Annotated in this window: 24 protein-coding genes; 12 read left to right on the top strand and 12 right to left on the bottom strand. The window is 67.5% G+C overall.

Annotated features, from left to right (window positions below; all coding sequences use genetic code 11):
- From ACILR9_RS37260 to ACILR9_RS37275, 4 genes are all read right to left on the bottom strand, one after another.
- Nucleotides 1-1442: TldD/PmbA family protein (locus tag ACILR9_RS37260; RefSeq protein ID WP_395715060.1), on the bottom strand; the 1442-nt coding region annotated here is incomplete at its 3' end.
- Nucleotides 1443-1483: 41 nt separating this feature from the next.
- The gene (locus ACILR9_RS37265; RefSeq protein WP_395715061.1) at nucleotides 1484-2455 is read right to left on the bottom strand and encodes a zinc-binding dehydrogenase; all 972 of its coding nucleotides are present in this window, start codon (nucleotides 2453-2455) and stop codon (nucleotides 1484-1486) included.
- A 168-nt stretch (nucleotides 2456-2623) separates the two neighbouring features.
- Entirely contained in the window at nucleotides 2624-4159 is a 1536-nt protein-coding gene (locus tag ACILR9_RS37270) for a tetratricopeptide repeat protein (protein ID WP_395715062.1), read from the bottom strand.
- Between the two features lie 112 nt (nucleotides 4160-4271).
- Entirely contained in the window at nucleotides 4272-5813 is a 1542-nt protein-coding gene (locus ACILR9_RS37275) for an AMP-binding protein (RefSeq protein ID WP_395715063.1), read from the bottom strand.
- Nucleotides 5814-5910: 97 nt separating this feature from the next.
- On the opposite strand from ACILR9_RS37275, the gene ACILR9_RS37280 reads away from it, so the two are divergent.
- Nucleotides 5911-6081 carry a hypothetical protein gene (locus ACILR9_RS37280; RefSeq protein ID WP_395715064.1) on the top strand — a complete coding sequence of 57 codons (171 nt, stop codon included), beginning with the start codon at nucleotides 5911-5913 and terminating at the stop codon, nucleotides 6079-6081.
- A gap of 122 nt (nucleotides 6082-6203) precedes the next feature.
- Nucleotides 6204-7340, top strand: coding sequence for an SGNH/GDSL hydrolase family protein (locus tag ACILR9_RS37285; RefSeq protein WP_395715065.1), 1137 nt, complete (start codon nucleotides 6204-6206; stop codon nucleotides 7338-7340).
- Between the two features lie 132 nt (nucleotides 7341-7472).
- Here ACILR9_RS37285 and ACILR9_RS37290 read toward each other — a convergent pair whose 3' ends face one another.
- The 6 genes from ACILR9_RS37290 to ACILR9_RS37315 all read right to left on the bottom strand — a co-directional run bounded on the left by ACILR9_RS37290 (nucleotide 7473) and on the right by ACILR9_RS37315 (nucleotide 11623).
- The gene (locus ACILR9_RS37290) at nucleotides 7473-7790 is read right to left on the bottom strand and encodes a DUF2218 domain-containing protein (RefSeq protein WP_395715082.1); all 318 of its coding nucleotides are present in this window, start codon (nucleotides 7788-7790) and stop codon (nucleotides 7473-7475) included.
- Between the two features lie 20 nt (nucleotides 7791-7810).
- Nucleotides 7811-8380: a PadR family transcriptional regulator gene (locus tag ACILR9_RS37295; protein WP_395715066.1), complete on the bottom strand. Its 570-nt coding sequence runs from the start codon at nucleotides 8378-8380 to the stop codon at nucleotides 7811-7813.
- Nucleotides 8381-8739: 359 nt separating this feature from the next.
- Entirely contained in the window at nucleotides 8740-8889 is a 150-nt protein-coding gene (locus ACILR9_RS37300; protein WP_395715067.1) for a hypothetical protein, read from the bottom strand.
- Nucleotides 8890-8898: 9 nt separating this feature from the next.
- Entirely contained in the window at nucleotides 8899-9825 is a 927-nt protein-coding gene (locus ACILR9_RS37305) for a DUF697 domain-containing protein (protein ID WP_395715068.1), read from the bottom strand.
- Nucleotides 9822-11261 carry a YcjX family protein gene (locus tag ACILR9_RS37310; RefSeq protein ID WP_395715069.1) on the bottom strand — a complete coding sequence of 480 codons (1440 nt, stop codon included), beginning with the start codon at nucleotides 11259-11261 and terminating at the stop codon, nucleotides 9822-9824. Before ACILR9_RS37310 ends, ACILR9_RS37305 begins: the two co-directional genes overlap by 4 nt.
- Nucleotides 11262-11272: 11 nt before the next feature.
- Nucleotides 11273-11623 (bottom strand): hypothetical protein, encoded by a 351-nt coding sequence (locus ACILR9_RS37315; RefSeq protein WP_395715070.1) that lies wholly within the window; start codon nucleotides 11621-11623, stop codon nucleotides 11273-11275.
- On the opposite strand from ACILR9_RS37315, the gene ACILR9_RS37320 reads away from it, so the two are divergent.
- The 5 genes from ACILR9_RS37320 (at nucleotide 11616) to ACILR9_RS37340 (ending at nucleotide 16720) form a co-directional block, all read left to right on the top strand.
- The gene (locus ACILR9_RS37320) at nucleotides 11616-12860 is read left to right on the top strand and encodes an ABC transporter substrate-binding protein (protein ID WP_395715071.1); all 1245 of its coding nucleotides are present in this window, start codon (nucleotides 11616-11618) and stop codon (nucleotides 12858-12860) included. The two genes, ACILR9_RS37315 and ACILR9_RS37320, sit on opposite strands and share 8 nt — an antisense overlap.
- Nucleotides 12861-12964: 104 nt before the next feature.
- Nucleotides 12965-13906, top strand: a complete 942-nt coding sequence (locus ACILR9_RS37325; protein WP_395715072.1) for a branched-chain amino acid ABC transporter permease — start codon at nucleotides 12965-12967, stop codon at nucleotides 13904-13906.
- Nucleotides 13906-15234 (top strand): branched-chain amino acid ABC transporter permease, encoded by a 1329-nt coding sequence (locus tag ACILR9_RS37330; RefSeq protein WP_395715083.1) that lies wholly within the window; start codon nucleotides 13906-13908, stop codon nucleotides 15232-15234. The genes ACILR9_RS37325 and ACILR9_RS37330 overlap by 1 nt, the downstream gene beginning before the upstream one ends.
- The gene (locus tag ACILR9_RS37335) at nucleotides 15231-16007 is read left to right on the top strand and encodes an ABC transporter ATP-binding protein (protein ID WP_395715073.1); all 777 of its coding nucleotides are present in this window, start codon (nucleotides 15231-15233) and stop codon (nucleotides 16005-16007) included. Before ACILR9_RS37330 ends, ACILR9_RS37335 begins: the two co-directional genes overlap by 4 nt.
- Nucleotides 16007-16720, top strand: a complete 714-nt coding sequence (locus ACILR9_RS37340; RefSeq protein WP_395715074.1) for an ABC transporter ATP-binding protein — start codon at nucleotides 16007-16009, stop codon at nucleotides 16718-16720. Before ACILR9_RS37335 ends, ACILR9_RS37340 begins: the two co-directional genes overlap by 1 nt.
- Nucleotides 16721-16723: 3 nt before the next feature.
- Here ACILR9_RS37340 and ACILR9_RS37345 read toward each other — a convergent pair whose 3' ends face one another.
- Nucleotides 16724-17152, bottom strand: coding sequence for a hypothetical protein (locus ACILR9_RS37345; RefSeq protein ID WP_395715075.1), 429 nt, complete (start codon nucleotides 17150-17152; stop codon nucleotides 16724-16726).
- A 130-nt stretch (nucleotides 17153-17282) separates the two neighbouring features.
- Complete coding sequence (locus tag ACILR9_RS37350) at nucleotides 17283-17939, bottom strand: helix-turn-helix domain-containing protein (protein WP_395715076.1); 657 nt, start codon at nucleotides 17937-17939, stop codon at nucleotides 17283-17285.
- A 265-nt stretch (nucleotides 17940-18204) separates the two neighbouring features.
- On the opposite strand from ACILR9_RS37350, the gene ACILR9_RS37355 reads away from it, so the two are divergent.
- The 5 genes from ACILR9_RS37355 to ACILR9_RS37375 form a co-directional block, all read left to right on the top strand.
- Complete coding sequence (locus tag ACILR9_RS37355) at nucleotides 18205-19098, top strand: glutamine amidotransferase (RefSeq protein WP_395715077.1); 894 nt, start codon at nucleotides 18205-18207, stop codon at nucleotides 19096-19098.
- The gene (locus ACILR9_RS37360; RefSeq protein ID WP_395715078.1) at nucleotides 19098-19787 is read left to right on the top strand and encodes a protein glxC; all 690 of its coding nucleotides are present in this window, start codon (nucleotides 19098-19100) and stop codon (nucleotides 19785-19787) included. Before ACILR9_RS37355 ends, ACILR9_RS37360 begins: the two co-directional genes overlap by 1 nt.
- Nucleotides 19787-21127 (top strand): FMN-binding glutamate synthase family protein, encoded by a 1341-nt coding sequence (locus ACILR9_RS37365; protein ID WP_395715079.1) that lies wholly within the window; start codon nucleotides 19787-19789, stop codon nucleotides 21125-21127. Before ACILR9_RS37360 ends, ACILR9_RS37365 begins: the two co-directional genes overlap by 1 nt.
- A gap of 203 nt (nucleotides 21128-21330) precedes the next feature.
- Entirely contained in the window at nucleotides 21331-22632 is a 1302-nt protein-coding gene (glnT, locus tag ACILR9_RS37370) for a type III glutamate--ammonia ligase (protein ID WP_395715080.1), read from the top strand.
- A 4-nt stretch (nucleotides 22633-22636) separates the two neighbouring features.
- Nucleotides 22637-22869 (top strand): FAD-dependent oxidoreductase (locus tag ACILR9_RS37375; RefSeq protein WP_395715081.1); only part of this gene is annotated, 233 nt, incomplete at its 3' end.

Here is a 22869-nt window from a genome sequence, read left to right on the forward strand (position 1 = left end):
GTCGCCGTGCCGCCCACCGTCAGGGCATCGATGCGCAAGGTCGGCTGGCCGACGCCGACCGGGACGCCTTGGCCGTCCTTGCCGCAGGTGCCGATGCCGGGGTCGAGCGACATGTCGTTGCCGATCATGCCGACCTTGGTCAGCGCCTCCGAGCCGGCGCCGATCAGGGTGGCACCCTTGACCGGGGCGCCGAGCTTGCCGTCCTCGATCAGGTAGCCTTCGGTGATGGTGAACACGAACTTGCCGGACACGATGTCGACCTGGCCGCCGCCGAAATTGGCGCAGTACAGGCCCTTCTTCACCGAGCCGATGATCTCCTGCGGGTCCTTGTCCCCACCCAGCATGATGGTGTTGGTCATGCGCGGCATCGGCGCATAGGCGTGGCCCTGGCGGCGGCCGTTGCCGGTCGGCGCGACACCCATCAGGCGGGCGTTCTGGCGATCCTGCATCAGGCCGACCAGGCGGCCGTCCTCGATCAGCACGGTGCGCTGCGTCGGCGTGCCCTCGTCGTCGATGGTGAGCGAGCCGCGGCGGTCCTGCATCGTGCCGTCGTCGACCACGGTGACGCCGGGCGAGGCGATGCGCTCGCCCATCAGCTTGGTGAACACCGAGGTCTTCTTGCGATGGAAGTCGCCCTCCAGCCCATGGCCGACCGCCTCGTGCCACAGCACGCCCGACCAGCCCGGTCCCAGCACCACCGGCATCTCGCCGGCCGGTGCCGGAACGGATTGCAGGTTGACCAGCGCTTGGCGGATCGCTTCGTCGGCTTCGCGCTGCCAATACTCAGGCGCGAAGATCTCGCCGTAGGCGGCGCGCCGGCCGCTGCCGGTGCCGCCGGTTTCCATGCGGCTGCCGTCGGCGCAGACGACGCTGACATTGAGCCGCACCAGCGGCCGCACGTCGGCCGCCCGCCAGCCGCCGGCGCGCACGATCTCGACCACCTGCCAGGAGGCGGCGAGCGAGATCGAGACCTGGCGCGCCTTGGGCTCCTTGTCGCGCACGTAGGCGTCGATCTTCTGCAGCAGCTCGACCTTGCGGGCGAACGCCTCGCCGTCGATCGGGTTGTCGTCGGCATAGAGCAGCCGGTTGGTGCCGCGCGGCTGCTCGCCCAGCACGCCGCTATGGCCGGTGCGCACCGCCTTCACGGTGGCGACGGCGCGCTTCAGCGCCTGCTCGTCGAGTGCCGACGCGTGGGCGAAGCCAGTGGCCTCGCCGACAACGCTGCGCAGGCCGAAGCCCTGGGTCGTGTCGAAGGCGGCGCTCTTCAGCTTGCCGTCGTCGAACGACAGGCCCTCGCTCTGCACGTACTCCAGGAACAGCTCACCGTCGTCGCAGCCGGCCAGCGCCTCGTCGACCATCTTGTCGGTGCGCTTCCTGTCGAGGCCGCCCTTGCCGAAGAACAACTTGTCGGCGGTCGCGAGGTGGTTGATCGACTGGCTCATGAGAGGTTCCTGGGAACGGGGTTTCCTGGAAAGCCGCCGCGTCAGACGACGAGGACGATCTTGCCAAAATGGGCATTGGCCTTCATGTGCGCAAGCGCTGCGGCGGCCTCGGCCAGGGGGAAGGTGCGGTCGATCGGCAGCGCCAGCTTGCCCGCCTCGATCGCCGGCCACAGGTCGGCGCGTGCCGCCTTGACGATGTCGCGCACCTCCTCGGGCGAGCGCGTGCGGAACGTAACGCCGATATAGTCGATGCGCTTCAGCGCATGCAGGTCGAAGTTGAACTCGCCTTTCATGCCGCCCAGCCGGCCGACATTGACGATGCGACCGAGGATCGCAGCGGCCTCCATGTTCTGGTTGGCGACGCCGCCCGAGACCTGGTCGACGATCAGGTCGACGCCCTTGCCGCCGGTCGCCTCCTTGACCTTGTCGGGCCACTTGGGATCGCGCGTGTCGAGCGCCAGGTCGCAGCCGAACTCGCCGAGCCGCGTGCGACGGCCGTCGTTGGTCGAGGTGCCCATGACGATCGAGGCGCCCATGTGCTTGGCGATCTGCATGCCGAGAAGGCCGACGCCCGAGCTGGCGCCCTGGATCAACACCGATTCGCCCTTCTTCAGCCGGCCGGCGCCGACCAGGGCATTGTGCATAGTCTGCACCGCCACCGGCATGCAGGCGGCCTGCTCCCAGGTCATGTTGTTGGCGGGGATCTTGTGGGCACGGCCGGCATCGGTGACGGCATACTCGGCGAAACCGCCGGCCGCCGAGCTCATGGCCCGGTCGCCCGGCTTGAAGTCGCGCACGTCGGCGCCGACTGCTTCGATCTCGCCGGCGCATTCCAGCCCGACGATGGTGCCCGGTCCGCCGACCGTGCCATGGCGATTGCCGGCAGCGACCGCGAGATCGGCGCGATTGAGCGACGCCGCCCGCACCTTGATCAAGATCTCGTGCGGCTTGGGCACGGGCTTGGGCGCCTCCCGGACCTCGACGCCGTTCTCGGTGACCACAGCTGCTTTCATTGCGGTTCTCTCCCTGGGATAGGGAGCCATCCCTAGCAGGCAGAGGGGCAGGACACTACGGCTGGAGCTGGCCCCTCACGTATTTCTTCACGATCGTGTCGTCGGAGGGATAGTTGGCGGGCGACACCGGGGTGAGCTGCGCCTGGATGCATTTCCAGTCACCGTCCTTCAACCCACGGCTTGCCGGTAGATTTGCTCGAGGGCGCGGCACAGGCCGGCTGTGTCGCAGGCTGCGGAGGTTGCCAGCCGGGCGCGCATGCCAGTGCGCAAGGCGGCGAGGGCCGCAGGCGTGCCCGGATCGCGGGCCAGCGCGCTTGCCTTGACGACGAGGTCGTCCCGATCGGCAGCCACCCAGGCGTCGAGGCCGGCCGCGCGCAGCAGCGACTCGCTGGTGCGCGCGACCCAGCGGTCGCCGGCACAGGTCAGCACGGGAACGCCCTGCCACAGCGCCTCGCTGGTCGTCGTGCCGCCGCTATAGGGAAACATGTCGAGCGCGACGTCGATGCGATCGTAACTCTGCAGAAATTCGAAGTGCGCCGCACCGCCTTCGAGGTCGAGGCGTTCGGGCGCGATGCCGAGCGCGGCGAAGCGGGCAAGCAGGTGAGTGCGGTTGGAGGGCTCGGCCAGCGTCGAGGTGCGGATCAGCATGCGGGAACCGGGTGCCGATCGCAGGACCCGGGCCCACACCCCGAGGGTTGCATCGTTCAACTTGTAGGACGAAGTGAGCGCGCCGAACGTCAGCATGCCCGCGTTGCGGCAGCACGGCGGTGGCGCGACGTCAGGCACGGCATAGAGAACCTCGAACGCGAGGTAGGTGCCGGGCACGCGCAGCACGCGCTCGGTAAAGTAGCCCTCCTCCTCGATCGGAATGACGACGTCGTCGCCGACGATGCCATCGAAGCAATCGAAGCCATAGGTCGCGAAGCTGTTGAACCAGCCGATCTGCACTGGTGCCGGGCGTCGCGGGAACACGCGCAACCAGCGTGGCGCACTGTAGGAGTTGAGGTCGACGAGCACGTCGATGCCGGCTGCCGCGAGCAGGCCGGCGATCCGCTCGTCGTCGAGGGAGCCGACCTGCCAGATCACGTCGAGATCATAGTCGCGGTAGCCGGCCTGCTCCGAGGGGTCGCCGCCGAGCGACACGAGATGCACTTCGAAGCGCTCGCGATCGTGACGATTGATGACGCCGTAGACCGGCTTCATCCAGTTGGCGCTGTCGAAGAACGCCGAGACGTAGCCGATGCGCAGCTTTCCCGCCGAGGGCGGGCGCGGCGGACGATCGACTGGCTTGATGCCGGCGTGGAGACTGCGGCCGAAAGCGCGGCGTGCTGCGAGGATGCCGGTGTTTCCCGCCGACGTGCTGCCCGGGATCATGATGGCGACGTTCTCTTCCGCCGCCGATCGCAGCCGTGCGTCGGCCGTTGCGCGACGATAGGCTTCGATCGCCGGTTCGACGTCGCCGAGCTTGAACAGGGCCTCGGCCATCAGGCTCCAGGCTTCAGCGTCATCCGGCCGCAAACGCACGGCGCGGTCCAGCGCGTCGTTGGCCTCGCCGAACGCGCGCGCCCGCAGCCGCGCCGCGCCGAGGCCGCGCCAGGCCGCATGGTCACGATGGTCGGTGGCAATCAGCCGGCGATAGGCGCCGGTCGCCTTCTCCAGGTCGCCTGTCAGGAAGAGCGCATCGGCCGCTTCGATGGTGGTCATTGGCCTGCTCGCGCGGATCGACCGGTGCCGGCGGCAGAGATCGGCCGCGACATCTTTAGATAGGATACGGCAACCCTGCTTACCAGCCTGCTTTCGCTCGAGACCTGATGAATCAGGCGATTCTCGACGTATGACCTTGCCAGTAGCGGTCGCGCAGCAGGCGCTTGTAGAGCTTGCCCGTGGGATGGCGCGGCAGCTCGGCCTCGAAGTCGATGCTGCGCGGGCACTTGATGGCGGAGAGATGCTGGCGGCAGTAGGCCATCAGCTCGTCGGCCAGCGCCGGGCCGGCCTCGGCCATGTCGCGCGGCTGCACCACCGCCTTCACTTCCTCGCCGAATTCCGGATTGGGCACGCCGAACACCGCGCAATCGATCACCCTGGGGTGGTTGATCAGCAGGTTCTCGCATTCCTGCGGGTAGATGTTGACGCCGCCCGAGATGATCATGAACGCCTTACGGTCGGTCAGGTGCAGGAAGCCGTCGGCGTCGACGTAGCCAACGTCGCCCAGCGTGGTCCAGCCCCTGGCGTTACGCGATTCGGCGGTCTTCACCGGATCGTTGTGATACTCGAAGGGCCGTCCCTCGGCAAAGTACACTGTGCCGGGTTCACCCTGCGGCAGTTCGTTGCCGTCCTCGTCGCAGATCTTGAGCTGGCCGACGACGGCGCGGCCGACCGTGCCCTTGTGGGCCATCCATTCGGCCGAATTGCACATGGTGAGGCCATTGCCTTCGGTGCCGCCGTAGTATTCCCACACGATCGGCCCCCACCAGTCGATCATCTGCTCCTTCGTCGGGATCGGGCAGGGCGCCGCCGCATGGATGGCGCAGCGCAGGGACGACACGTCGTGGCGTCGGCGCACATCCGCCGGCAGCTTGAGGAAGCGCACGAACATCGTCGGCACGACCTGGGTGTGCGTGATCGCGTGCTTGCCGACCAGCCGCAGGAATTCCTCGGCGTCGAAATGCTCCATGATCACCGACGTGCCGCCGAGCCGCATGATGCTCATGTTGAAGCGCAGCGGCGCTGCGTGATAGAGCGGCGCCGGCGACAGATAGACGGTGTTGGCGTCCATGCCATAGAGCTGGCGCGTGATCGCCGACAGCGGGCTGTCGAAGTCGATCGCCTGCGGCGCGACCACTGGCAAAACGCCTTTCGGCCGACCCGTGGTTCCCGACGAATAGAGCATGTCGTGGCCGGCGGTCTCGTCGTCGATCGGCGTTGCCGGTTGGCGTGCAATCGTCGCTTCCCACGACTGGTAGCCGGGAAGGGTGCCGTCGATCATGAACCGGTTCGGCACGTCGGCGAGCATCGGCACCAGCTCAGCAGCGCGCTCGGCCAGATACTTCGAGGTGATGAAGAGCCGGGCGCCGCAATCCCGGGCGATGTAGGCAACCTCGCCCGCCGTCAGGCGCGAGCTGATCGCGGTGTAGATCAAGCCGGAGCGTTGTGCGCCCCAGCAGATTTCGAAGAAGCGCGCGTTGTTCTCGAGGAAGATCGCGATGTGATCGCCAGCCTGGAGACCGAGCGCGCGGAATAGCCGGGCGGCGCGATTGGACTGCTCGTCGAGCTGGCGATAGGTCACCGCCTCGCCGCTGCCGGCCATGATGTAGGCGGGCTTGTCGGGTGTGGTGCGGGCGTGGATGTAGGGATGCATGCAGGGCGCATATGCCGGGACGAGGAGCGATCTCGCAAGCCTCTCGCGGTTTCGCGGACCGGCATCGCGGCGGTCGCGCGCTTCCCGCTCGCCCGCCATGGAGAACATCAGCCGGTCGCTTCGGGCCACCGATTCCTTGCAGCTCGCGGCAGCCTTTGTCGCCTCGGAGCATCGTCCTTCATCGCTTCAAATGGTGACGCTCGATGAGCGGCTCGCGGACGCTGCACGCAAGGAAGGCTTCGCACTGGTCGACGTCGCCGCGGGCTGATAGCCGTTGGCGACGACGGCCTCCTGCTGACGCGAGGCAAACAGGTTCCCGTTCGGTCCGACACGCTGCATAATTCGCGGCTAACGCTGCTTCTCGCCCCACGCTCAGCATGAGGGAACGACATGGCATCGCATTGGGTTGGAACCTGGGCCGCGACGCCGGCGCCGGCGGACGGCGTGGCGCTCGCCAGCCCCACCATTCGCATGTTCCCGCGCATCAGCATCGGCGGCGACACGATCCGCCTTCGTCTGTCCAACGCAGCGGGCACTGCCGACCTCGTCATCGCCTCGACCCATGTCGCGCGGCGGGCACCGGGGCCGGCGATCGACCCCACGACCGATCGGGTGGTCACCTTCAACGGCTCGGTCACCGCGAAGATTCCCGCCGGCGCCTTCGTGGTCAGCGATCCGGTGTCGCTCGCGGTGGCGCCGCTCGATGACCTTGCCATCAGCCTTTACATCCCGAACGACCTGCCGGCGAGCTTCGGCGTGACCGGGCGCTATTCGCGCCAGTTCGCCTACCTCTCGCCGCCCGGCGATTTTACCGGCCATGAGGTCATGCATGCCAGTCGCGTGGTCGATGACTGGTATTTCCTCTGCGGCATCGACGTGATGGCCGGCGAGGAGGTGGGCGGCATCGTCGCCCTTGGCGATTCGCTCACCGACGGCAACATCTCGAGCTATGACATGTTCTGCCGCTGGCCTGATCAGCTTGCCCGCCGCCTGGTCGCGCGCGGCGGCCGTATGTTCGGCGTCATGAACCAGGGGCTGGGCGGCAACCGCATCCTGCACGACATCCGCGGCGATTGCGGGGTCAAGCGCTTCGACCGCGACGTGCTCGCCCAACCGGGCGTCACGCATGCGATCGTCGTGCTCGGCATCAACGACATCCGCAACCGGCGCGGCCTCGCTGAGGAGGCGGTGACCGCCGAGGAGCTGATTGCCGGCCTCGGCCAGATGGCGCGGCGCGCCCGCGATCGCGGAATCAGGATCTTCGGCGGCACCCTGACGCCGTTCGAGAACGAGACCTTCCTGCGCGGCGCCTATACGCCGGAAGGCGAGGCGAAACGCAACGCGGTCAACGACTGGATCCGCACCAGCGGCGCGTTCCACGCCGTGATCGATTTCGACGAGGGTCTGCGCGATCCCGATCACTGGCCGCGCATGCTGCCGATCTACGACAACGGCGATCATCTGCATCCCAGCGATCTCGGCTACAACCGCATGGGCGATCTCATTGACCTGTCGCTGTTCGATTGAGGTCGTGCTCTTCCGGACCATGGCTGGGGGCGCGCCACTCCAGCGGCGCGTCTTCGCTTGCTTCGAAGGCAGATCGCGCCACTTCAGGCGGAGTTTACTCCGCCGGCAGTGGCGCGCCCCCACCGCATGAGCTTACGCCTCGCGCCAGTCGAAGGTCAGGGGTGCCTCGCGGAAGGCGAAGCGGTCGAGATGGCGGGCGACGGCGTCCTTCAGCGCAGCGAGCTGGCCGGAGGCGCTCGCTTCGAGGCGGCATTCGAGAGTGTCGTCGTGGGCGCGCAGCAGCAGGGTGGCGTCGTCAGGCCAGTCGGCGCCGCGGGCGTTGCGTGGAAAGGTGACCTTGCCGTCGGTCTCGCTGAACTCGACGGCGAGGTTGTGCGCCCAGTGCTTGCACAGCTGCTGGAGGTAGCGGCTGGCGTGGGCGGTCGGCACGTGGACGGTGCTGCTGGCGATCATGTTCTGCCCTCCAGCGCTCACAGGCGCTCGATCTTCTGCGCCGCTTCGTCGAGGAGCGCGGCGACCTGGTGGACCGTGTCGGACTTCACGTCCTCGCGGTCGAGGCGATACACCAGGACGGTGCGAAGGTTCTGCATGGCCCGCCGGATTGGCGCGCCGTCCGAGCGCTCGCGTACCGAAGCGAGCTGCGTCAAGCGCCCGAACAGGACCTCGACCTGCTCGCTGCTCGACGCGAGGTGCCGGGCCCCGTCGGGCGTCACGGCAAATGCCTTGCGCGTGCCGCCGGAAGCGGCCTCCTCGATCTGCCCCATGTCCTGCAGCAGGGTCAGCGTCGGATAGACGACGCCAGGGCTCGGCACGTAGTCGCCGCCGCTCAGCTCCTCGATCGCGCGGATCAGCTCGTAGCCGTGCCGCGGCTGGTCGGAAATCAGCTTGAGCAGGACAAGCCGCAGCTCGCCGGAATCGAAGACGCGCCGGCGGCGTCCGCCGCGCTCCTCGTCATGGTCGCCCCAGCGGCCGCCACGCCCATGGCCCCGTCCGAAAGGACCACCATGGTCGTGCCGGCGGTGATGGTGGGAATGTCTCATTGGAAATCTATCCATATTGTATTTAGTCACGAACAAGATATATCTTGAACGAACGAAGATACAAGATCGAGAGCAAAATTTCACAAGTTTGCCTTAATTGGACCCTGACGCTTCCGCGTGGAGCGCAGGCCCGTCGGTGGCGCTCTTCTCATTCTCCTCTCCAGCTTCGCTGGGGAGGTGTCTCGGTAATCCGAGACGGAGGGGTCAGGAGCCTCAGTGGGGCTTTCGACCCCTCCGTCCGCGAAGACGCGGACACCTCCCCAGCGAAGCTGGGGAGGAGAGCGAATAGAGCGCCACGGAGTGCCGCGCTCCCAGCGCATGACGCGCTCGGCGAAGTTGGCGCCTGTGAATCGACGGCCTCACCCTGGATCGAACGAGACGGTGGCCTTGTCGTAGTCGCCTGCGCCCATGCCGCCCTCGGCGAAGATCCCGTGCCGGGCGATCCACTCGAACGACTGGTCGTAGGCTTCCCTCGTGTAGCGCTCCGGGCTGAAGGCCGTCGCCAGCAAGCCGCCGGATCACGCTTCTTCGCCGATCGGGCGGCAGCTGCGGGCGACGGCAACCGAAAGCCGCAGCATGCGCTGCGCGGCGAGTGCCGAGCCGGAGGCCTGCCCGGCGAGAGCGCCGCCCAGCGGCGAGCTGAACAGGGCATCGGTCATGGTGGCGACGACGACGTCGGTGGCGGCGACCGAACCGGCATCGAGGGCCACCCGTCGCCACAGGCGCAGGGTCCCCAGCGTTCCCGGTCGCATGCCGTAGAGCTCGGCGATCCGCCGGATCAATCGAAGCCCGCGCCAGACGACCAGGGCGCCGTCGAGGCCGGGCCACGGGCTGACGGCGGTCGCCGCCAGGATCTGCAGCGCCGCCGAGCGGCCGGCCTGGGCGGCTTCCTGGTCGAGCCTGGCCAGCGGCCCCGAGCGCAGCAGCGCCCGCAGCGTCGCGGGATCGGACGCCGCTTGCACGCTTCTCGCCAGATCGTCCGACGCGGCGACCGCCCGCAACCAGGTGCGGGCGTGCCGCCGCGCGACCTCGATGTCGTCGCTTTGCAGGCCTGCGCGAATCCGCTCGACGGCCCGCAGGCTGGCGTAGCCGCGCCATTCGCGAACCACCGACCAGCCAAGGGCGGCAGCCGGAGGGCCGATGAGCGCGATCGTCAGCCAGCCCAGCAATGGCGACTTGTCGAACTGGGCGACGGCGAAGTTCGCCAGCTCGAGCAGCGCCACGCCGCCGATCAGCAGGACCAGGGCGCCTGTCGCGATTGCCAGTGGTTGGCGGCGCTCTTGCGTCGACCGCGCCGGCAGGGCGGCCGCGGCGGCGTGACGGACCGGCCCCGCGGCGCCGTCGACGCCGGCCAGCCATCCGCGCTCCGGCGGTGGCGATGGTGGGCGTATCGCCACGGCGACCTCCGGTTCGGGATCGTCGAGGAAACCGCGGCGCTGGGTCATAGGGCGTCCCCAATCAGGTCGACGAGCAGGCTGTCGAGATTGATATGGTCGACGGGACTTGCATCGCCAGGCTGGAGCAGCGGCGGGCGCAGCTTGGGCAAGACGAAGAACGGCTTGGTCCAGAACACGGCCGGCACGTCGCCCGCCGGGACAATGCCGGGATAGAATGCCCGCTGATGCTCCTCGCCGAGCTTGGTGCCCATCACCACGCGGGTGACGACGCCGTCCTTTGCCGGGGCATTGGCGTCCGAGGTGCAGCGCAGCGAGGAGACGAAATGGAAGCTGCGGCCCAGCGCATTGCCGTGGGCCCCGGGCGCCGACTCGACCATCTTCTCGAGCATCGCCTGCAGATGCGGACGCTGGAGGTCGTCGACATAGTCGGCCTTGGTCGCCACAAAGGCCACGTGCTGGATCTTTCGCCCGAACAGCCAGCCTCCCGACAGCTGCTTTGCGTAGCTCGCACCGATGCGACCCAGGGCCCGGCTGGTATCGTCGAAGGCGGTGCACCCCGCGAACAGGGCGCCCAGCACGTCGACCAGGACGACCTGGCGATCGAAGGCGCTGAAATAGGGCTCGAAGAAGGTCTCGCGAATTTCCCGCTTGTAGGCCTCGAAGCGTTCGTGAAGCTGCCTGGCGAGTGTACCGGGAAGCGGGCCGGGCGCGTCGGTCCAGGGAAAGAAATGATGCAGGGGCACATCGCCCCACGGACCTGGCGTCAGGAAGCGACCAGGCTGGAGCCAGCGCAGCTCGGCCTCGCGGCGGCAGCGCCGCAGCGCGTCGCGGTAGAGCTCGAAGCCATGCTCCGCGGTCCTGTCGTCGGCCGGCGCGCCGGGCGACAGGGCGCCGAGGAAGGCGCGGAACGCTACGCTCAGCGCCGCGCGCGGTTCCTCGTTCAGGAGGCGCAAGGTTTCCGCCGACCAGTCCTGGTAGGACTGCTCGAGCAACGGGAGGTCGAGCAGCCATTCGCCTGGATAGTCGAACAGCTCCAGCCGCACGATGCGTGGACCGAGGAAGGTGTCCTTCCAGCGACCCAGCGTGCTGCGCGCCTTCAAGGTGAGACGCAGGACGATCTGGGCGGGCTTGTCGGTGCCGACCGGCCAGGCCGGTCTTTCCGGTTGTGCGAGAGTGGCGCGGAACGCCTCGAAGGCAAAGCGCGGAACCCGCGAGGGTCCGGCGGATTCGATCTTCACGTCGAGAAGGCGGAGCTGGCCGCTCTCGTCGGTCAGCGTCTTGCGGAAGCGCGGCAGGGAATCGACGGCGCCGGTGCCGCGGACCAGGGCGAGAAGGTTGGAGATCAGCGATACGAGAAACACCGTCTTGCCGGCGCCGCTCAGTCCCGTGACGCCCAGCCTCACGGTGTCGACGTTGGCGAGATCCCACACCACGTCCCTTGCCGCCACGGTGCCGTGAACAAGCGTGTTCCAGACGTCACTCATTCAGCGAGCTTTCACGCATATCGCCGACCGCGCGTCCACTGTTCACTTGCCTCACCAGGCTGGTCGAGGATGCGCACCCCAAGGCCATCGGCGATGTGTGGGCGGCGGTCGGCCTGTTTGCCCTGCTTTTGCAGGTTCCCATCCTTGTCGAGGAACCGCGTCGTGTTGCCTCGCTTACGGCGAGGATAAGGTTTTATTGGGCCTTCGACCGAATTGGGGTGAAGGGGACGCCCGGCATCATTGCGAGCCGACAACGCGAAATTTTTTTCCCGAAGCGAACCTTCGAGCAGGTGCTTGCTGGCGGAATGTGTTAACGGTGTAGGCGCAGAAGAAACAAAATTTAGGGAGGGCACGATGCCCATGAGATTTTTCTCTGCGTCCCTAGTAGCTGTTGCTTACTGCGTAACCGGCTCGGTTCAAGCCGAACCCGTCAAGATCGCCCTGATCGAATCGCTGTCCGGCGGCCAAGCCGTCACTGGCAAGCTGTTCCAGTCGGCGGTGAAGTACGGCCTCGCCAAGGTCGAGGCCGAGAAAGCCTGGCCCGACGGCATCAAGCTGCTCGAGTACGACAATCAGGGCGGCCCGTCGGAAGCGGCCGACAAGCTCAAGGCCGCCATCAACGATGGCGCGCAGATCATCATCCAGGGCGCGTCCTCCGCCATCGGCGGCCAGATCACGGCCGACGTGCAGAAGCACAACGCGCGCAACCCCGGCAAGGAGATCATGTGGATCAATGTCGGCGCCGAGGCGATGGAGTTCACCGGCCCGAAATGCCACTTCTATCACTTCCGCTGGAACGGCAACGCCGAGATCCGACTCAAGGCGATGCTGATCGCCATGAAGGACGCCAATTCGCTCGGCAACAAGGTCTACATCATCGGCCAGAACTACAGCTGGGGCCATGACGTCCAGAAGCTGACGCGCGACTACGCCAAGGAGTACGGCTACACGATCGTCGGCGATGTGATCCACGACGTGAACAAGATCCAGGACTTCGCGCCCTATGTCGCCAAGATCAAGGAGGCGGGGCCCGACACGGTGGTGACGGGCAACTGGTCGAACGATCTGCTACTGCTCATGAAGGCGGCCGGCGACTCCGGCCTGAAGGCGCGTTTCCTCGCCTACTGGATCGACCAGCCGGGCAACATCGCCAATGCCGGCGACACCGCGATCGGCCATTACACGCAGTCGACCTTCTTTCCCGATGCCAACGGCGACAAGACGGCGGCGTTCGCGGAGGATTTCAAGGCCAAGACCGGCCAGTATCCGCTGAACGTGCAGGGCCACGTCACGCACGCCATGTGGGGCCTCGGCGAAGCGCTGAAAGCGCTCAAGGCGAAGCCGGGCGACAAGCTCAGCGTCAAGCAGCTGGCCTTCGCCATGGAGAAGGTCACGGTCGATACCTCGATGGGTCCGATCAAGATGCGACCCGAGGATCACCAGGCGCTGGTGCCGCTGGCCATCGCCGTCGTGTCCAAGGACGCCAAGTTCAAGGCCGACAACACCGACAAGGGTTTCAAGACCATCAAGCTCCTGACCGGCGAGCAGGCGTCGAGCCCTGTCCAGCCGAGCTGCAAGATGGATCGCCCCAAGAGCTGAGACCCGGCTGATCGACATCGCCTGTCGCGCCTGCAGGTCGCGACAGGCGCGCTTCTCCTTGCGTACCAGCTTCATCGGACGGGTTCATAGGACGCGGGGCCGCCTTGGAATACATCGTCGTCTCGGTGCTGAACGGCGTCGTTCACGGACTGCTGCTGTTCATGGTGTCGGCCGGGCTGACACTGATCTTCGGCATGATGGGCGTGCTCAATTTCGCCCATGCCTGGTTCTACATGCTGGGCGCCTATGTCGGCTTCACGCTGACGCGGCTCGGCGGTTTCTGGATCGGCCTCGCGCTGGCGCCGGTCGTCGCCGGGCTGGCCGGCGTGCTGGTCGAGCGCTACATGCTGCGCCGCGTCCACAAGTACGGGCATGCCCACGAATTGCTGCTGACCTTCGGTCTCGCCTTCATCATCGAGGAGGTCATCAAGCTGTTCTACGGCGACGCGCTGGTGAGCTACCAGATGCCCGACTACATGCGCTTCGCCGCCTTCACGATCTTCGAGACCAACTATCCGTTCTACCGGCTGTTCATGGGGGCCGTGGCGCTCGCCATGTTCGCCGTCCTCTACCTGTTGCTGACCCGCACCCGCGTCGGCATCATCGTGCGCGCCGCCACCTATCGGCCGACCACGGTCGAGGCGCTCGGCCATAACCTGCCCGTCGTCTACATGGCGGTGTTTGCCGGCGGCTCGGCGCTGGCCGGGCTGGCCGGGGCGGTGGCCGGGGCGTTCTATCCGACCGGACCCAACATGGCGGTCGATTTCGGCACGCTGGTCTTCGTCGTCGTCGTCATCGGCGGGCTGGGCTCGGTGGTCGGCGCGCTGATCGCCTCGCTGATGATCGGGTTGTTCATCTCCTTCTCGGTGGGCCTCAACGTGTCGCTCGCCGACCTGCTCGGCCTGGTCGGGCTGGGACCGTGGGCCAGCGACGTCGGCGGCCTGTTCACCCTGCAGCTCTCGACCATCGCCAACAGCATGCCCTTCCTGCTGATGCTGCTGGTCCTGCTGATCCGCCCCGCCGGCCTGATGGGAGATCGCCAGTGATCGGCACGCGTACCATTGCCCTGCTGCTGCTGGCGCTCGGGCTGCTTATCGTCCTGCCCCTGTTCCTGTCGCCCAACCTGCTCAATGCGGCGATCAAGATGATGATCGCCGCGCTGTTTGCGTTGGCCTTCACCCTCGCCATGGGCCAGGCCGGCATGCTCTCGTTCGGCCACGCCGCCTATTACGGCCTCGGCGCCTTCGCCGCCCTGCACCTGATGCGCGCCGTCGAGCAGAAGATGTTCGGCTTCCCGACGCCGCTGATTCCGCTCGCCGGCGCCCTCGCCGGCTTCGTGTTCGGGCTGGTGTTCGGATGGCTCGCCACGCAGCGCACCGGCGTCTATTTCGCAATGGTGACGCTCGCCCTGGCCGAGCTCCTGTTCACCCTGGCGCCGACGTGGAACGCGCTGTTCGGCGGCGAATCGGGCATTGCGACCATGCGCGGCCCGTCGTGGGGCCTGACGTTCGGCTCGGACGAGGAGGTCTACTACCTGACGCTCGGCTGGTTCGTGCTGTCGGCTTGGTGCATGTGGGCGTTCACCCGCACGCCGCTCGGGCGGCTGGCGCTGGCCCTGCGCGACAACGAGCAGCGCGTGCGCTTCCTCGGCTTCAACACCCATGTCGCGCGCACCCTGATCTTCGCCATCTCCTGCCTGTTCACCGGCGTCGCCGGTGCGCTGCTGGCGATCGCCAACGAGGCGGCCAACTACACGATCTTCTCGGCCCAGGCCTCGGCCAACGTCGTGCTGCAGACCTTCATCGGCGGCGCCGGCACGTTCTTCGGGCCGGCGCTGGGTGCGGCGATCATGACCTTCTTCGCGCGCATCACCTCCGACCTAACGCGGTCCTGGCTGCTCTACCAGGGACTGATCTTCGTGCTGGTCATGCTGTTCGCGCCGCAGGGGCTGGGCGGCCTGGTCGATCTCCATGCCCGCCGGGTCAGGGCCAATGGCTGGAAGCACCTGGTGGCGCCGTACCTGGTGTGCCTGGTCGTCGGCGTGCTGCTGGTCGCGGGCCTGGTCTTCGTCGTCGAGAGCATCCACGTCGTGCTGACCGACGCCTACATGGCCAAGCGCACCGCGGCCAAGGGCGAGTGGATTCCCTACGAGCTGTTCGGCCGGACGTTCGAGCCGTTCGGGCTGCTGACCTGGGCCATTCCCATCGTCCTGCTGGCGCTCGGCGGCGTGCTCCTGCCGATCGCGCGCCGCATCACGGCGCGGGCGTGGCTCGCCGCCACGCGCGAGGCGGCGGCCGAGACGCACGCGCCCCCGGCAGCCGCCGATGCAGCACCTGCCGATGCCGCGGCGGCCGGGCAGGGGGCACGGCCATGAGCCTGCAGACCGCGTCGCCTTTCGGCGAGCCGGTGCTCGAGCTCAGGGCGCTGCACAAATCGTTCGGCGAGACCAGGATCATCCGCGGCGTCGATCTCACCGTGCTGCGCGGCCAGCGCCATGCGCTGATCGGGCCCAACGGCGCCGGCAAGTCGACCCTGTTCAACCTGATCTCGGGACACTACACGCCAAGCTCGGGCGAGATCCTGCTGAACGGCGCCTCGATCGCCGGGTTCGCGCCGCACATCATCAACCGGCTCGGGCTGTCGCGGTCGTTCCAGATCACCAACGTCTTTCCGCGCATGACCGTGGCCGAGAATTTGCGCATCTCGATCATGGGCCGGTACGGCCATCGTCTCACGCTGTTCCGGCCGATCCGCGGACTGGCCGACGTCAACGACGAGGTCGAAGAGTACCTGCAGAAGCTGCGGCTGGTGCGGCGGCGCGACAGCCTCGCCGGCGATCTCGCCTACTCCGAGCAGCGTATCCTCGAGATGGGCATGGCGCTCGCCACCGATCCTGCCGTGCTGATCCTCGACGAGCCGACCGCCGGCATGTCGCGCGACGAGACGACCTACATCGTCGATCTCATCCGCAGCGTAACGGAAGGCCGCACCCTGCTGGTCGTCGAGCACGACATGAGCGTGGTGTTCACGCTCTGCGACCAGGTCTCGGTGCTGGTCTACGGCGAGATCATCGCGTCGGGCGAGCCGGCCGTGGTCCGGGCCGACAAGAAGGTGCAGGAAGCCTATCTCGGCGAGGAGGTGCACTGATGGCCAACCTGCTCGAGGTCGAGCGCCTGCACGCGCATTACGACAAGAGTCACATCCTGCACGGCGTCTCGATGTCGATCGCGCCGGGCGAGATCGTGAGCCTGCTGGGGCGCAACGGCTCGGGCCGGTCGACCACGCTCAAGGCCATCATGGGGCTGGTGCCGCCGACCGGCGGCCATGTGCTGCTGGACGGCCGCGACCTCGCCGGCGAACGGGCCTTCCGGATCGCCCGCGTCGGGGTTGCCTACGTGCCGGAGGAGCGCGAGATCTTCGCCAACATCACGGTCGACGAGAACCTGCGCATCGGCATGCAGCCGCCGCGCCCGGGCGTGCCGACCTGGACGACCGAGCAGATGTTCGCGTTCTTCCCGCAGCTCCGCGACCGCCGCAACACCATCGCCGGCATGCTGTCGGGCGGCGAGCAGCAGATGCTGACGATCTGCCGGGCCCTGCTCGGCAACCCGCGCGTCATCCTGATCGACGAGCCGACCGAAGGCTTGGCGCCCAAGATCGTCGAGACCGTCACCGAGGTGATCCGCGACATCTGCCGCCAGGGCGTCTCGGTGCTGCTGGTCGAGCAGAAGCTCACCATCGCCATGCGCGTGTCGCAGCGCCTCTACGTGATGGGCCACGGCCAGATCGTCTTTGAGGGCACCCCTCACAGCCTGCGCGAGGCGCCCGACATCCGCCGCAACTGGCTCGAGGTCAATTGACCCTCACTCGATCTTGACGTCCATGGTGTAGCCGGCGTTGCCGCGGGTGCCGCCAACGACGATGAGATAGGTGCCGCGTTGCGGCAGCCGGCCGCTCCAGCGCGTCGCGTCGTCGGTCTCGCCGGCGCCGGGCAGGGCAGTGCCCTTGAACTCCAGGATGCCGTCGTTGTCGCGGGCAATCGTGGTGCCCGGCAGGTAGATCTGGAAGGCGGCATTGCCTTCGGGCGCCGTGATCGTGACGGTCATGGTCTGTCCCGCGGCAGCCGTGATCGTATAGAGGGCGCGCTCGCCACGAAGGACGTGACCGCCGACCGTTCCCTTGGTCGAACCGGTGGCGAAGTAGATCGGCCTGGGAGTCGGAATGGGATCGGCGGCCAATGCGCCGCACATCAGGAAGAACAGGCACAGGAAGAAGGGTGCGGCGATTCTCATGGGCCTGGATTGCCATTCCGACCTTTGACCATGGCGACAGCCTACTCAATCGCGCGGCCGGGGCCAGCACCGAAATCAGGAGGCGGATTCGAATGGTGCTGGCAGTCCCGTGGTTGCAGGACGTCCGGCATCACTGGCGTGGGTAGATGATGATCGAAAGGTACTCCATCGGGGCAGCGATCAGCTCCTCCGGGCCGTGACGGGCAGCGGCGTCGAAGAACAGCGCGTCGCCGGGCTCGAGCAGGTAGGTGCGGTCGGCGTGGCGATAGCGCACCGTGCCCGACAGCATGTAGATGAACTCGACGCCGGCATGGCGGAAGCTGGTGTAGGGCAGGGCGTCGCGCTTCAGCGTGATCAGGAACGGCTCGACGCCGATCTCGCCGGCCAGCGAATGGCCGAGCAGGTCGTAGCGGTGGCCGGCCTTGGTGCCGCGCCGCTCGATGCGCAGGCCCTGTCCGGCCTTGACGAAGGAGCAGTCGCGTCGCTCGTCCGATTCGGCAAACAGGCTGGCGATCGACACGTTGAGCGCCTTGGCGAGCGCGCCGAGCGTCGACAGCGACGGCGAGATCGTGCCGTTCTCGATCTTCGACAGCATGCCGGCCGAGATGCTGGCGGCAACGCCGAGCTCGGCGACGGTAAGATCGAGCCCCTTGCGCAGCCGGCGCACCGCAATGCCGATCTCCTCCTCGACGCTGCGCGGCAGCAGTTCCGTCGGCGCCAGCGAGCCGGTCAGCAGATCGCGGACGCGGCGCGCCCGTTGCGGCTGCCGGGCATCCGCGTATGACAAAGCACCGTCATCCCGACCGGAGCCGCGCGTAGCACGGCGTAGTGGAGGGACCTTTCTTGTTGCAGCTTCAGCAAGAGAGGTCCCTCGACTGTGCCGCCCTTCGGGCAGCTCCGTTCGGGATGACGACATTTTCTTCGTATGCGAATGCCGAGTTGGCTTCTTCCGGGGCATCGTCTCGTTCACTGACAGGAAAGTTTTATTCCTGCAGGTTGACACGTTCCCGCGGCGATGCAAACTGCGTGGGCGTTGCGGCGGAGTATCGGCGATGTGCGGCATTGCGGGGCTGTTTCTCAAGGATCGGGCGCTCGAGGGCGATCTCGGCGCCCTGCTGGCGGGCATGCTGGCGCCGCTCAGCGACCGCGGTCCGGATTCGACGGGTTTCGCGGTCTATGGCGAGGGTGCCGCCGGCATCCTGAAGCTCACCCTGCGCGGCCCGCGCTCGCTCGATGCGGACGCGCTGCTGCAGAGCCTCGGCGAGGCGGCCGGCGGGCCCGTCGCGCATCGCCGGCACGACACGCATCTGGTGGTCGCCATCCCGGCCGAGCGCGAGGCCGTGGTGCGCCAGGCGCTGCGGGAGTTTCCCGAGGTCGCCCTGGTCGGCGCGGGCCGGCGCATGGAGCTGTTCAAGGAGGTCGGCCGGCCCGACGACGTGTCGCGGCGCTTCGGGCTTGCCGGCATGAGCGGCACCCACGCCATCGGCCACACCCGCATGGCGACCGAGTCGGCGGTGACCACCGACGGCGCCCATCCGTTCACGACAGGCGACGACCAGTGCCTGGTGCACAACGGCTCGCTTTCCAACCACAACGCGGTGCGTCGCGAGCTGATCCGCGAGGGCCTGTCGTTCCAGACCGAGAACGATTCGGAGGTGGCGGCGGGCTTCATCACGGCGCAGCTGCGCGGCGGCCGCTCGCTCGAGCAGGCGATGGAAGCTTCGCTCGGCGCGCTCGACGGCTTCTACACCTTCGTCATCGGCACCGAGCAGGGCTTCGGCGTGCTGCGCGATCCGATCGCCTGCAAGCCCGCGGTGATGGCCGAGACCGAGCGCTGGGTGGCTTTCGGCACCGAGTACCGCGCCCTGGTCGACCTGCCCGGCATCGACGGTGCGCGGGTGTGGGAGCCGGCGCCGGCGCGCGTCTATCGCTGGGAACTGCATTGATGCCCGATATCGACCTGGCGAGGAACTCGGTACGCGACCTGAACGCGGCGCTGCACCGGCTGGGCAAGGATACCAACGAGACGCAATGGCGTGTGCGCAACCCGCGCGGCCAGCATTCGGTGGCGGTCGGGCTCGAGGCGCCGGTGGTCGTCGAGATCGACGGCCATGTCGGCTACTACTGCGCCGGCATGAACAAGGACGCGACCGTCATCGTCAACGGCAATGCCGGCCAGGGCGTCGCCGAGAACATGATGTCGGGCAAGGTCTGGGTGAAGGGCGACGCCTCGCAGGCGGCCGGCGCTACCGGCTGCGGCGGGCTGCTGGTGATCGACGGTAACGCGTCGGCGCGCTGCGGCATCTCGATGAAGGGCATCGACATCGTGGTCAAAGGCGACGTCGGCCATCTCTCGGCTTTCATGGCGCAGGCCGGCAACCTGGTGGTGCTGGGCGATGCCGGCGAGGCATTGGGCGATTCGATCTACGAGGCGCGGCTGTTCGTGCGCGGCCACGTGCACGGGCTCGGCGCCGACTGTGTCGAGAAGCCAATGGAGGACCGGCACAAGGCCGAGCTGCGCCGCCTGCTCGACACAGCAGGGCTGGGTGGCAAGGTCGATGTCGGTGCGTTCCGCCGCTACGGCTCGGCGCGCCAGCTCTATCACTTCCACATCGATCACGCGGGATCCTACTGATGGCGCCGCCCGACGAGGACCGCTGGATCCACACGCCGCCGCGCAAGTCGGCGACTTTCGACGATGCCGCCATCGCCGAGATCCGCCGCGCCTCGGCGAGCGGCATCTACGACATCAGGGGCGGCGGGGCGAAACGCCGGCTGCCGCATTTCGACGACCTGCTGTTCCTCGGCGCCTCGATCAGCCGCTATCCGCTCGAAGGCTATCGCGAGAAATGCGCCACCGGCGTCACCATCGGTGCGCGCTTCGCCAAGAAGCCGATCACGCTGAAAGTTCCGATCACCATCGCCGGCATGAGCTTCGGCTCGCTGTCGGCGCGCGCCAAGGAGGCGCTGGGGCGCGGTGCCTCGGCGGTCGGCACCTCGACGACGACGGGTGACGGCGGCATGACGCCGGAGGAGCGCGCGCATTCGAGCCTGCTGGTCTACCAGCTGCTGCCGTCGCGCTATGGTATGAATCCCGACGATCTGCGCCGCGCCGACGCCATCGAGATCGTGGTCGGTCAGGGTGCCAAGCCGGGCGGCGGCGGCATGCTTCTGGGCCAGAAGATCTCCAAACGCGTCGCCGAGATGCGCGTGCTGCCGGAAGGTATCGACCAGCGCTCGGCCTGCCGCCATCCCGACTGGACCGGCCCGGACGATCTCGAGATCAAGATCGGCGAGCTGCGCGAGATCACCGACTGGCAGAAGCCGATCTACATCAAGGTCGGCGCCTCGCGGCCGTATTACGACACGGCGCTGGCGGTGAAGGCGGGCGCCGATGCGGTCGTGCTCGACGGCATGCAGGGCGGCACGGCGGCGACCCAGGACGTGTTCATCGAGCATGTCGGCATCCCGACCCTGGCCGCCATTCCGCCCGCCGTGCAGGCGCTGCAGGAGCTCGGCATGCATCGCAAGGTGCAGCTCATCGTGTCGGGCGGCATCCGCAGCGGCGCCGACGTCGCCAAGGCGCTGGCGCTCGGCGCCGATGCCGTGTCGATCGGCACGGCGGCGCTAGTGGCGCTGGGCGACAACGATCCGCATCTCGAGGAGGAGTACCGCGCGCTCGGCACCACGGCGGGTGCCTACGACGACTGGCACGAGGGGCGCGATCCAGCCGGCATCACCACGCAGGACTCGGTCCTGGCGGCGCGGCTCGATCCGGTGGCGGCCGGGCGCAAGCTCGCGAACTACCTCTCCGTGCTGACGCTCGAGGCGCAGGCGATCGCGCGCGCCTGCGGCAAGTCGCATCTGCACAATCTCGAGCCCGAGGATCTCGCGGCGCTCACGGTCGAGGCGGCGGCAATGGCGCGCGTGCCCTTGGTCGGCACCGACTGGATCCCGGGTCGCGGCCGTGAGTGAGAGCAGGGCATTTGTGCATGGGCGCGCATCTCATTCTCCTCCCCAGCGAAGCTGGGGAGGTGTCGCCGTCTTACGGCGACGGAGGGGTCAGTAGTCTCAGTGGGGCTTTCGACCCCTCCGTCGGCGATTACGCCGACACCTCCCCAGCGAAGCTGGGGAGGAGAATGAAAGAGCGTTGATGTGATTGAAAGGGAGGGTTGGTGATGGCGACCTGGGGCGAGATCGCACGCGAGCGCAACATCCGCTACTTCCTGGTCTCCTTCGTCGATCTGTTCGGCACGACACGGGCCAAGATGGTGCCGGCAAGCGCGATGGACGATGTCGCCCGGGCGGGCGCGGGCTTTGCCGGCTTCGCCGCCTGGTTCGACATGACGCCGGCCGATCCCGACGTGCTGGTCGTGCCCGAGGTGGACACGCTGATCCAGCTGCCGTGGAAGCCCGAGGTCGCCTGGGTGACCGGCGATCTGTCGATGGCGGGCAAGCCGGTCGCGCAGAACCCGCGGCAGATCCTGAAGCGCGTCGCGGCATCGGCCGATGCGGAAGGCTACGAGCTCAGGACCGGGGTCGAGTGCGAGTATTTCCTGATCGCGCCCGACGGCTCGGCGATCTCCGACCCGGCCGATCAGCAGGCCAAGCCGTGCTACGACCAGCAGGCGCTGATGCGGCGCTACGATGTCGTGGCCGAGATTTGCGATGCCATGGTGGCGCTGGGCTGGCGGCCCTACCAGAACGACCACGAGGACGCCAACGGCCAGTTCGAGATGAACTGGCAATACGACACCGCGCTCAGGACGGCCGACCGCCACGTGTTCTTCAAGTACATGGTGAAGTCGATCGCCGAGAAGCATGGCTTGCGCGCCACCTTCATGCCCAAGCCGTTCGCCGGCCTCACCGGCAACGGCTGCCACGTCCATGCCTCGCTGTGGAACAAGGCAGGCGACAACGTGTTCGTCGATGCCGCGGGCGAGCTCGGCCTGTCCAAGACGGCCTACCATTTCATCGGCGGCGTCATGCACTCGGCACCGGCGCTCTCAGCCATCGCCAATCCGACGGTCAATTCTTACAAGCGCCTCAACGCGCCGGTGACGGCGTCGGGCGCCACGTGGTCGCCCAACACCGTGACCTACGCCGGCAACAACCGCACCCACATGATCCGCATCCCCGATGCCGACCGCTTCGAGCTGCGCCTGCCCGATGGCGCTGCCAATCCCTACCTGCTGCCGGCGGCGCTGCTCGCCGTCGGCCTCGACGGCGTCCGGAACGCGCGCGATCCCGGCAAGCGGCTCGACATCAACATGTACACCGAGCGCCACAAGGCCGGCGCGGCCAAGACCCTGCCGCTCAATCTGCTCGATGCGCTGCGCGCGCTGGAGAAATCCGCGGTGCTGAAGGAGGCGTTCGGCGCACCGATCATCGCCTCCTACATCGCGCTCAAGACGGCGGAGTGGAACGACTACGCGCGCCACCTGACCGAGTGGGAACGCCGCACGACGCTCGATTGCTGACACCATGAGCGAGACCTTCGACGCGATCGTGATCGGCGGCGGCGTGATCGGCGCCTCGACCCTGTTCCAGCTGACCGAGCTCGGCTGCCGCAGGGTGCTGCTGATCGAGCGCGGCGAGATCGCCGGCGGCATGACGGCGCATTCCTCGGGCATCGTGCGCACCCACTACAGCGTTCCGGCCAATGTCGAGATCGCGCGCGCCAGCCTCGCCATGTTCGAACGCTTCCGCGACCTCTG

Source organism: Reyranella sp. (assembly GCF_044224635.1).
Classification (GTDB): domain Bacteria; phylum Pseudomonadota; class Alphaproteobacteria; order Reyranellales; family Reyranellaceae; genus Reyranella.

Excerpts from the sequence above, each read along its gene's own strand:
- ACILR9_RS37345 (WP_395715075.1), bottom strand. The coding sequence starts at position 17,152 with ATGAGAATCGCCGCACCCTTCTTCCTGTGCCTGTTCTTCCTGATGTGC.
- ACILR9_RS37365 (WP_395715079.1), top strand. The coding sequence starts at position 19,787 with ATGGCGCCGCCCGACGAGGACCGCTGGATCCACACGCCGCCGCGCAAG.
- ACILR9_RS37340 (WP_395715074.1), top strand. The coding sequence starts at position 16,007 with ATGGCCAACCTGCTCGAGGTCGAGCGCCTGCACGCGCATTACGACAAG.
- ACILR9_RS37335 (WP_395715073.1), top strand. The coding sequence starts at position 15,231 with ATGAGCCTGCAGACCGCGTCGCCTTTCGGCGAGCCGGTGCTCGAGCTC.
- ACILR9_RS37270 (WP_395715062.1), bottom strand. The coding sequence starts at position 4,159 with ATGACCACCATCGAAGCGGCCGATGCGCTCTTCCTGACAGGCGACCTG.
- ACILR9_RS37355 (WP_395715077.1), top strand. The coding sequence starts at position 18,205 with ATGTGCGGCATTGCGGGGCTGTTTCTCAAGGATCGGGCGCTCGAGGGC.
- ACILR9_RS37315 (WP_395715070.1), bottom strand. The coding sequence starts at position 11,623 with ATGGGCATCGTGCCCTCCCTAAATTTTGTTTCTTCTGCGCCTACACCG.
- ACILR9_RS37285 (WP_395715065.1), top strand. The coding sequence starts at position 6,204 with ATGGCATCGCATTGGGTTGGAACCTGGGCCGCGACGCCGGCGCCGGCG.
- ACILR9_RS37280 (WP_395715064.1), top strand. The coding sequence starts at position 5,911 with ATGGAGAACATCAGCCGGTCGCTTCGGGCCACCGATTCCTTGCAGCTC.
- ACILR9_RS37310 (WP_395715069.1), bottom strand. The coding sequence starts at position 11,261 with ATGAGTGACGTCTGGAACACGCTTGTTCACGGCACCGTGGCGGCAAGG.
- ACILR9_RS37305 (WP_395715068.1), bottom strand. The coding sequence starts at position 9,825 with ATGACCCAGCGCCGCGGTTTCCTCGACGATCCCGAACCGGAGGTCGCC.
- ACILR9_RS37360 (WP_395715078.1), top strand. The coding sequence starts at position 19,098 with ATGCCCGATATCGACCTGGCGAGGAACTCGGTACGCGACCTGAACGCG.
- glnT (WP_395715080.1), top strand. The coding sequence starts at position 21,331 with ATGGCGACCTGGGGCGAGATCGCACGCGAGCGCAACATCCGCTACTTC.
- ACILR9_RS37265 (WP_395715061.1), bottom strand. The coding sequence starts at position 2,455 with ATGAAAGCAGCTGTGGTCACCGAGAACGGCGTCGAGGTCCGGGAGGCG.
- ACILR9_RS37275 (WP_395715063.1), bottom strand. The coding sequence starts at position 5,813 with ATGCATCCCTACATCCACGCCCGCACCACACCCGACAAGCCCGCCTAC.
- ACILR9_RS37320 (WP_395715071.1), top strand. The coding sequence starts at position 11,616 with ATGCCCATGAGATTTTTCTCTGCGTCCCTAGTAGCTGTTGCTTACTGC.
- ACILR9_RS37295 (WP_395715066.1), bottom strand. The coding sequence starts at position 8,380 with ATGAGACATTCCCACCATCACCGCCGGCACGACCATGGTGGTCCTTTC.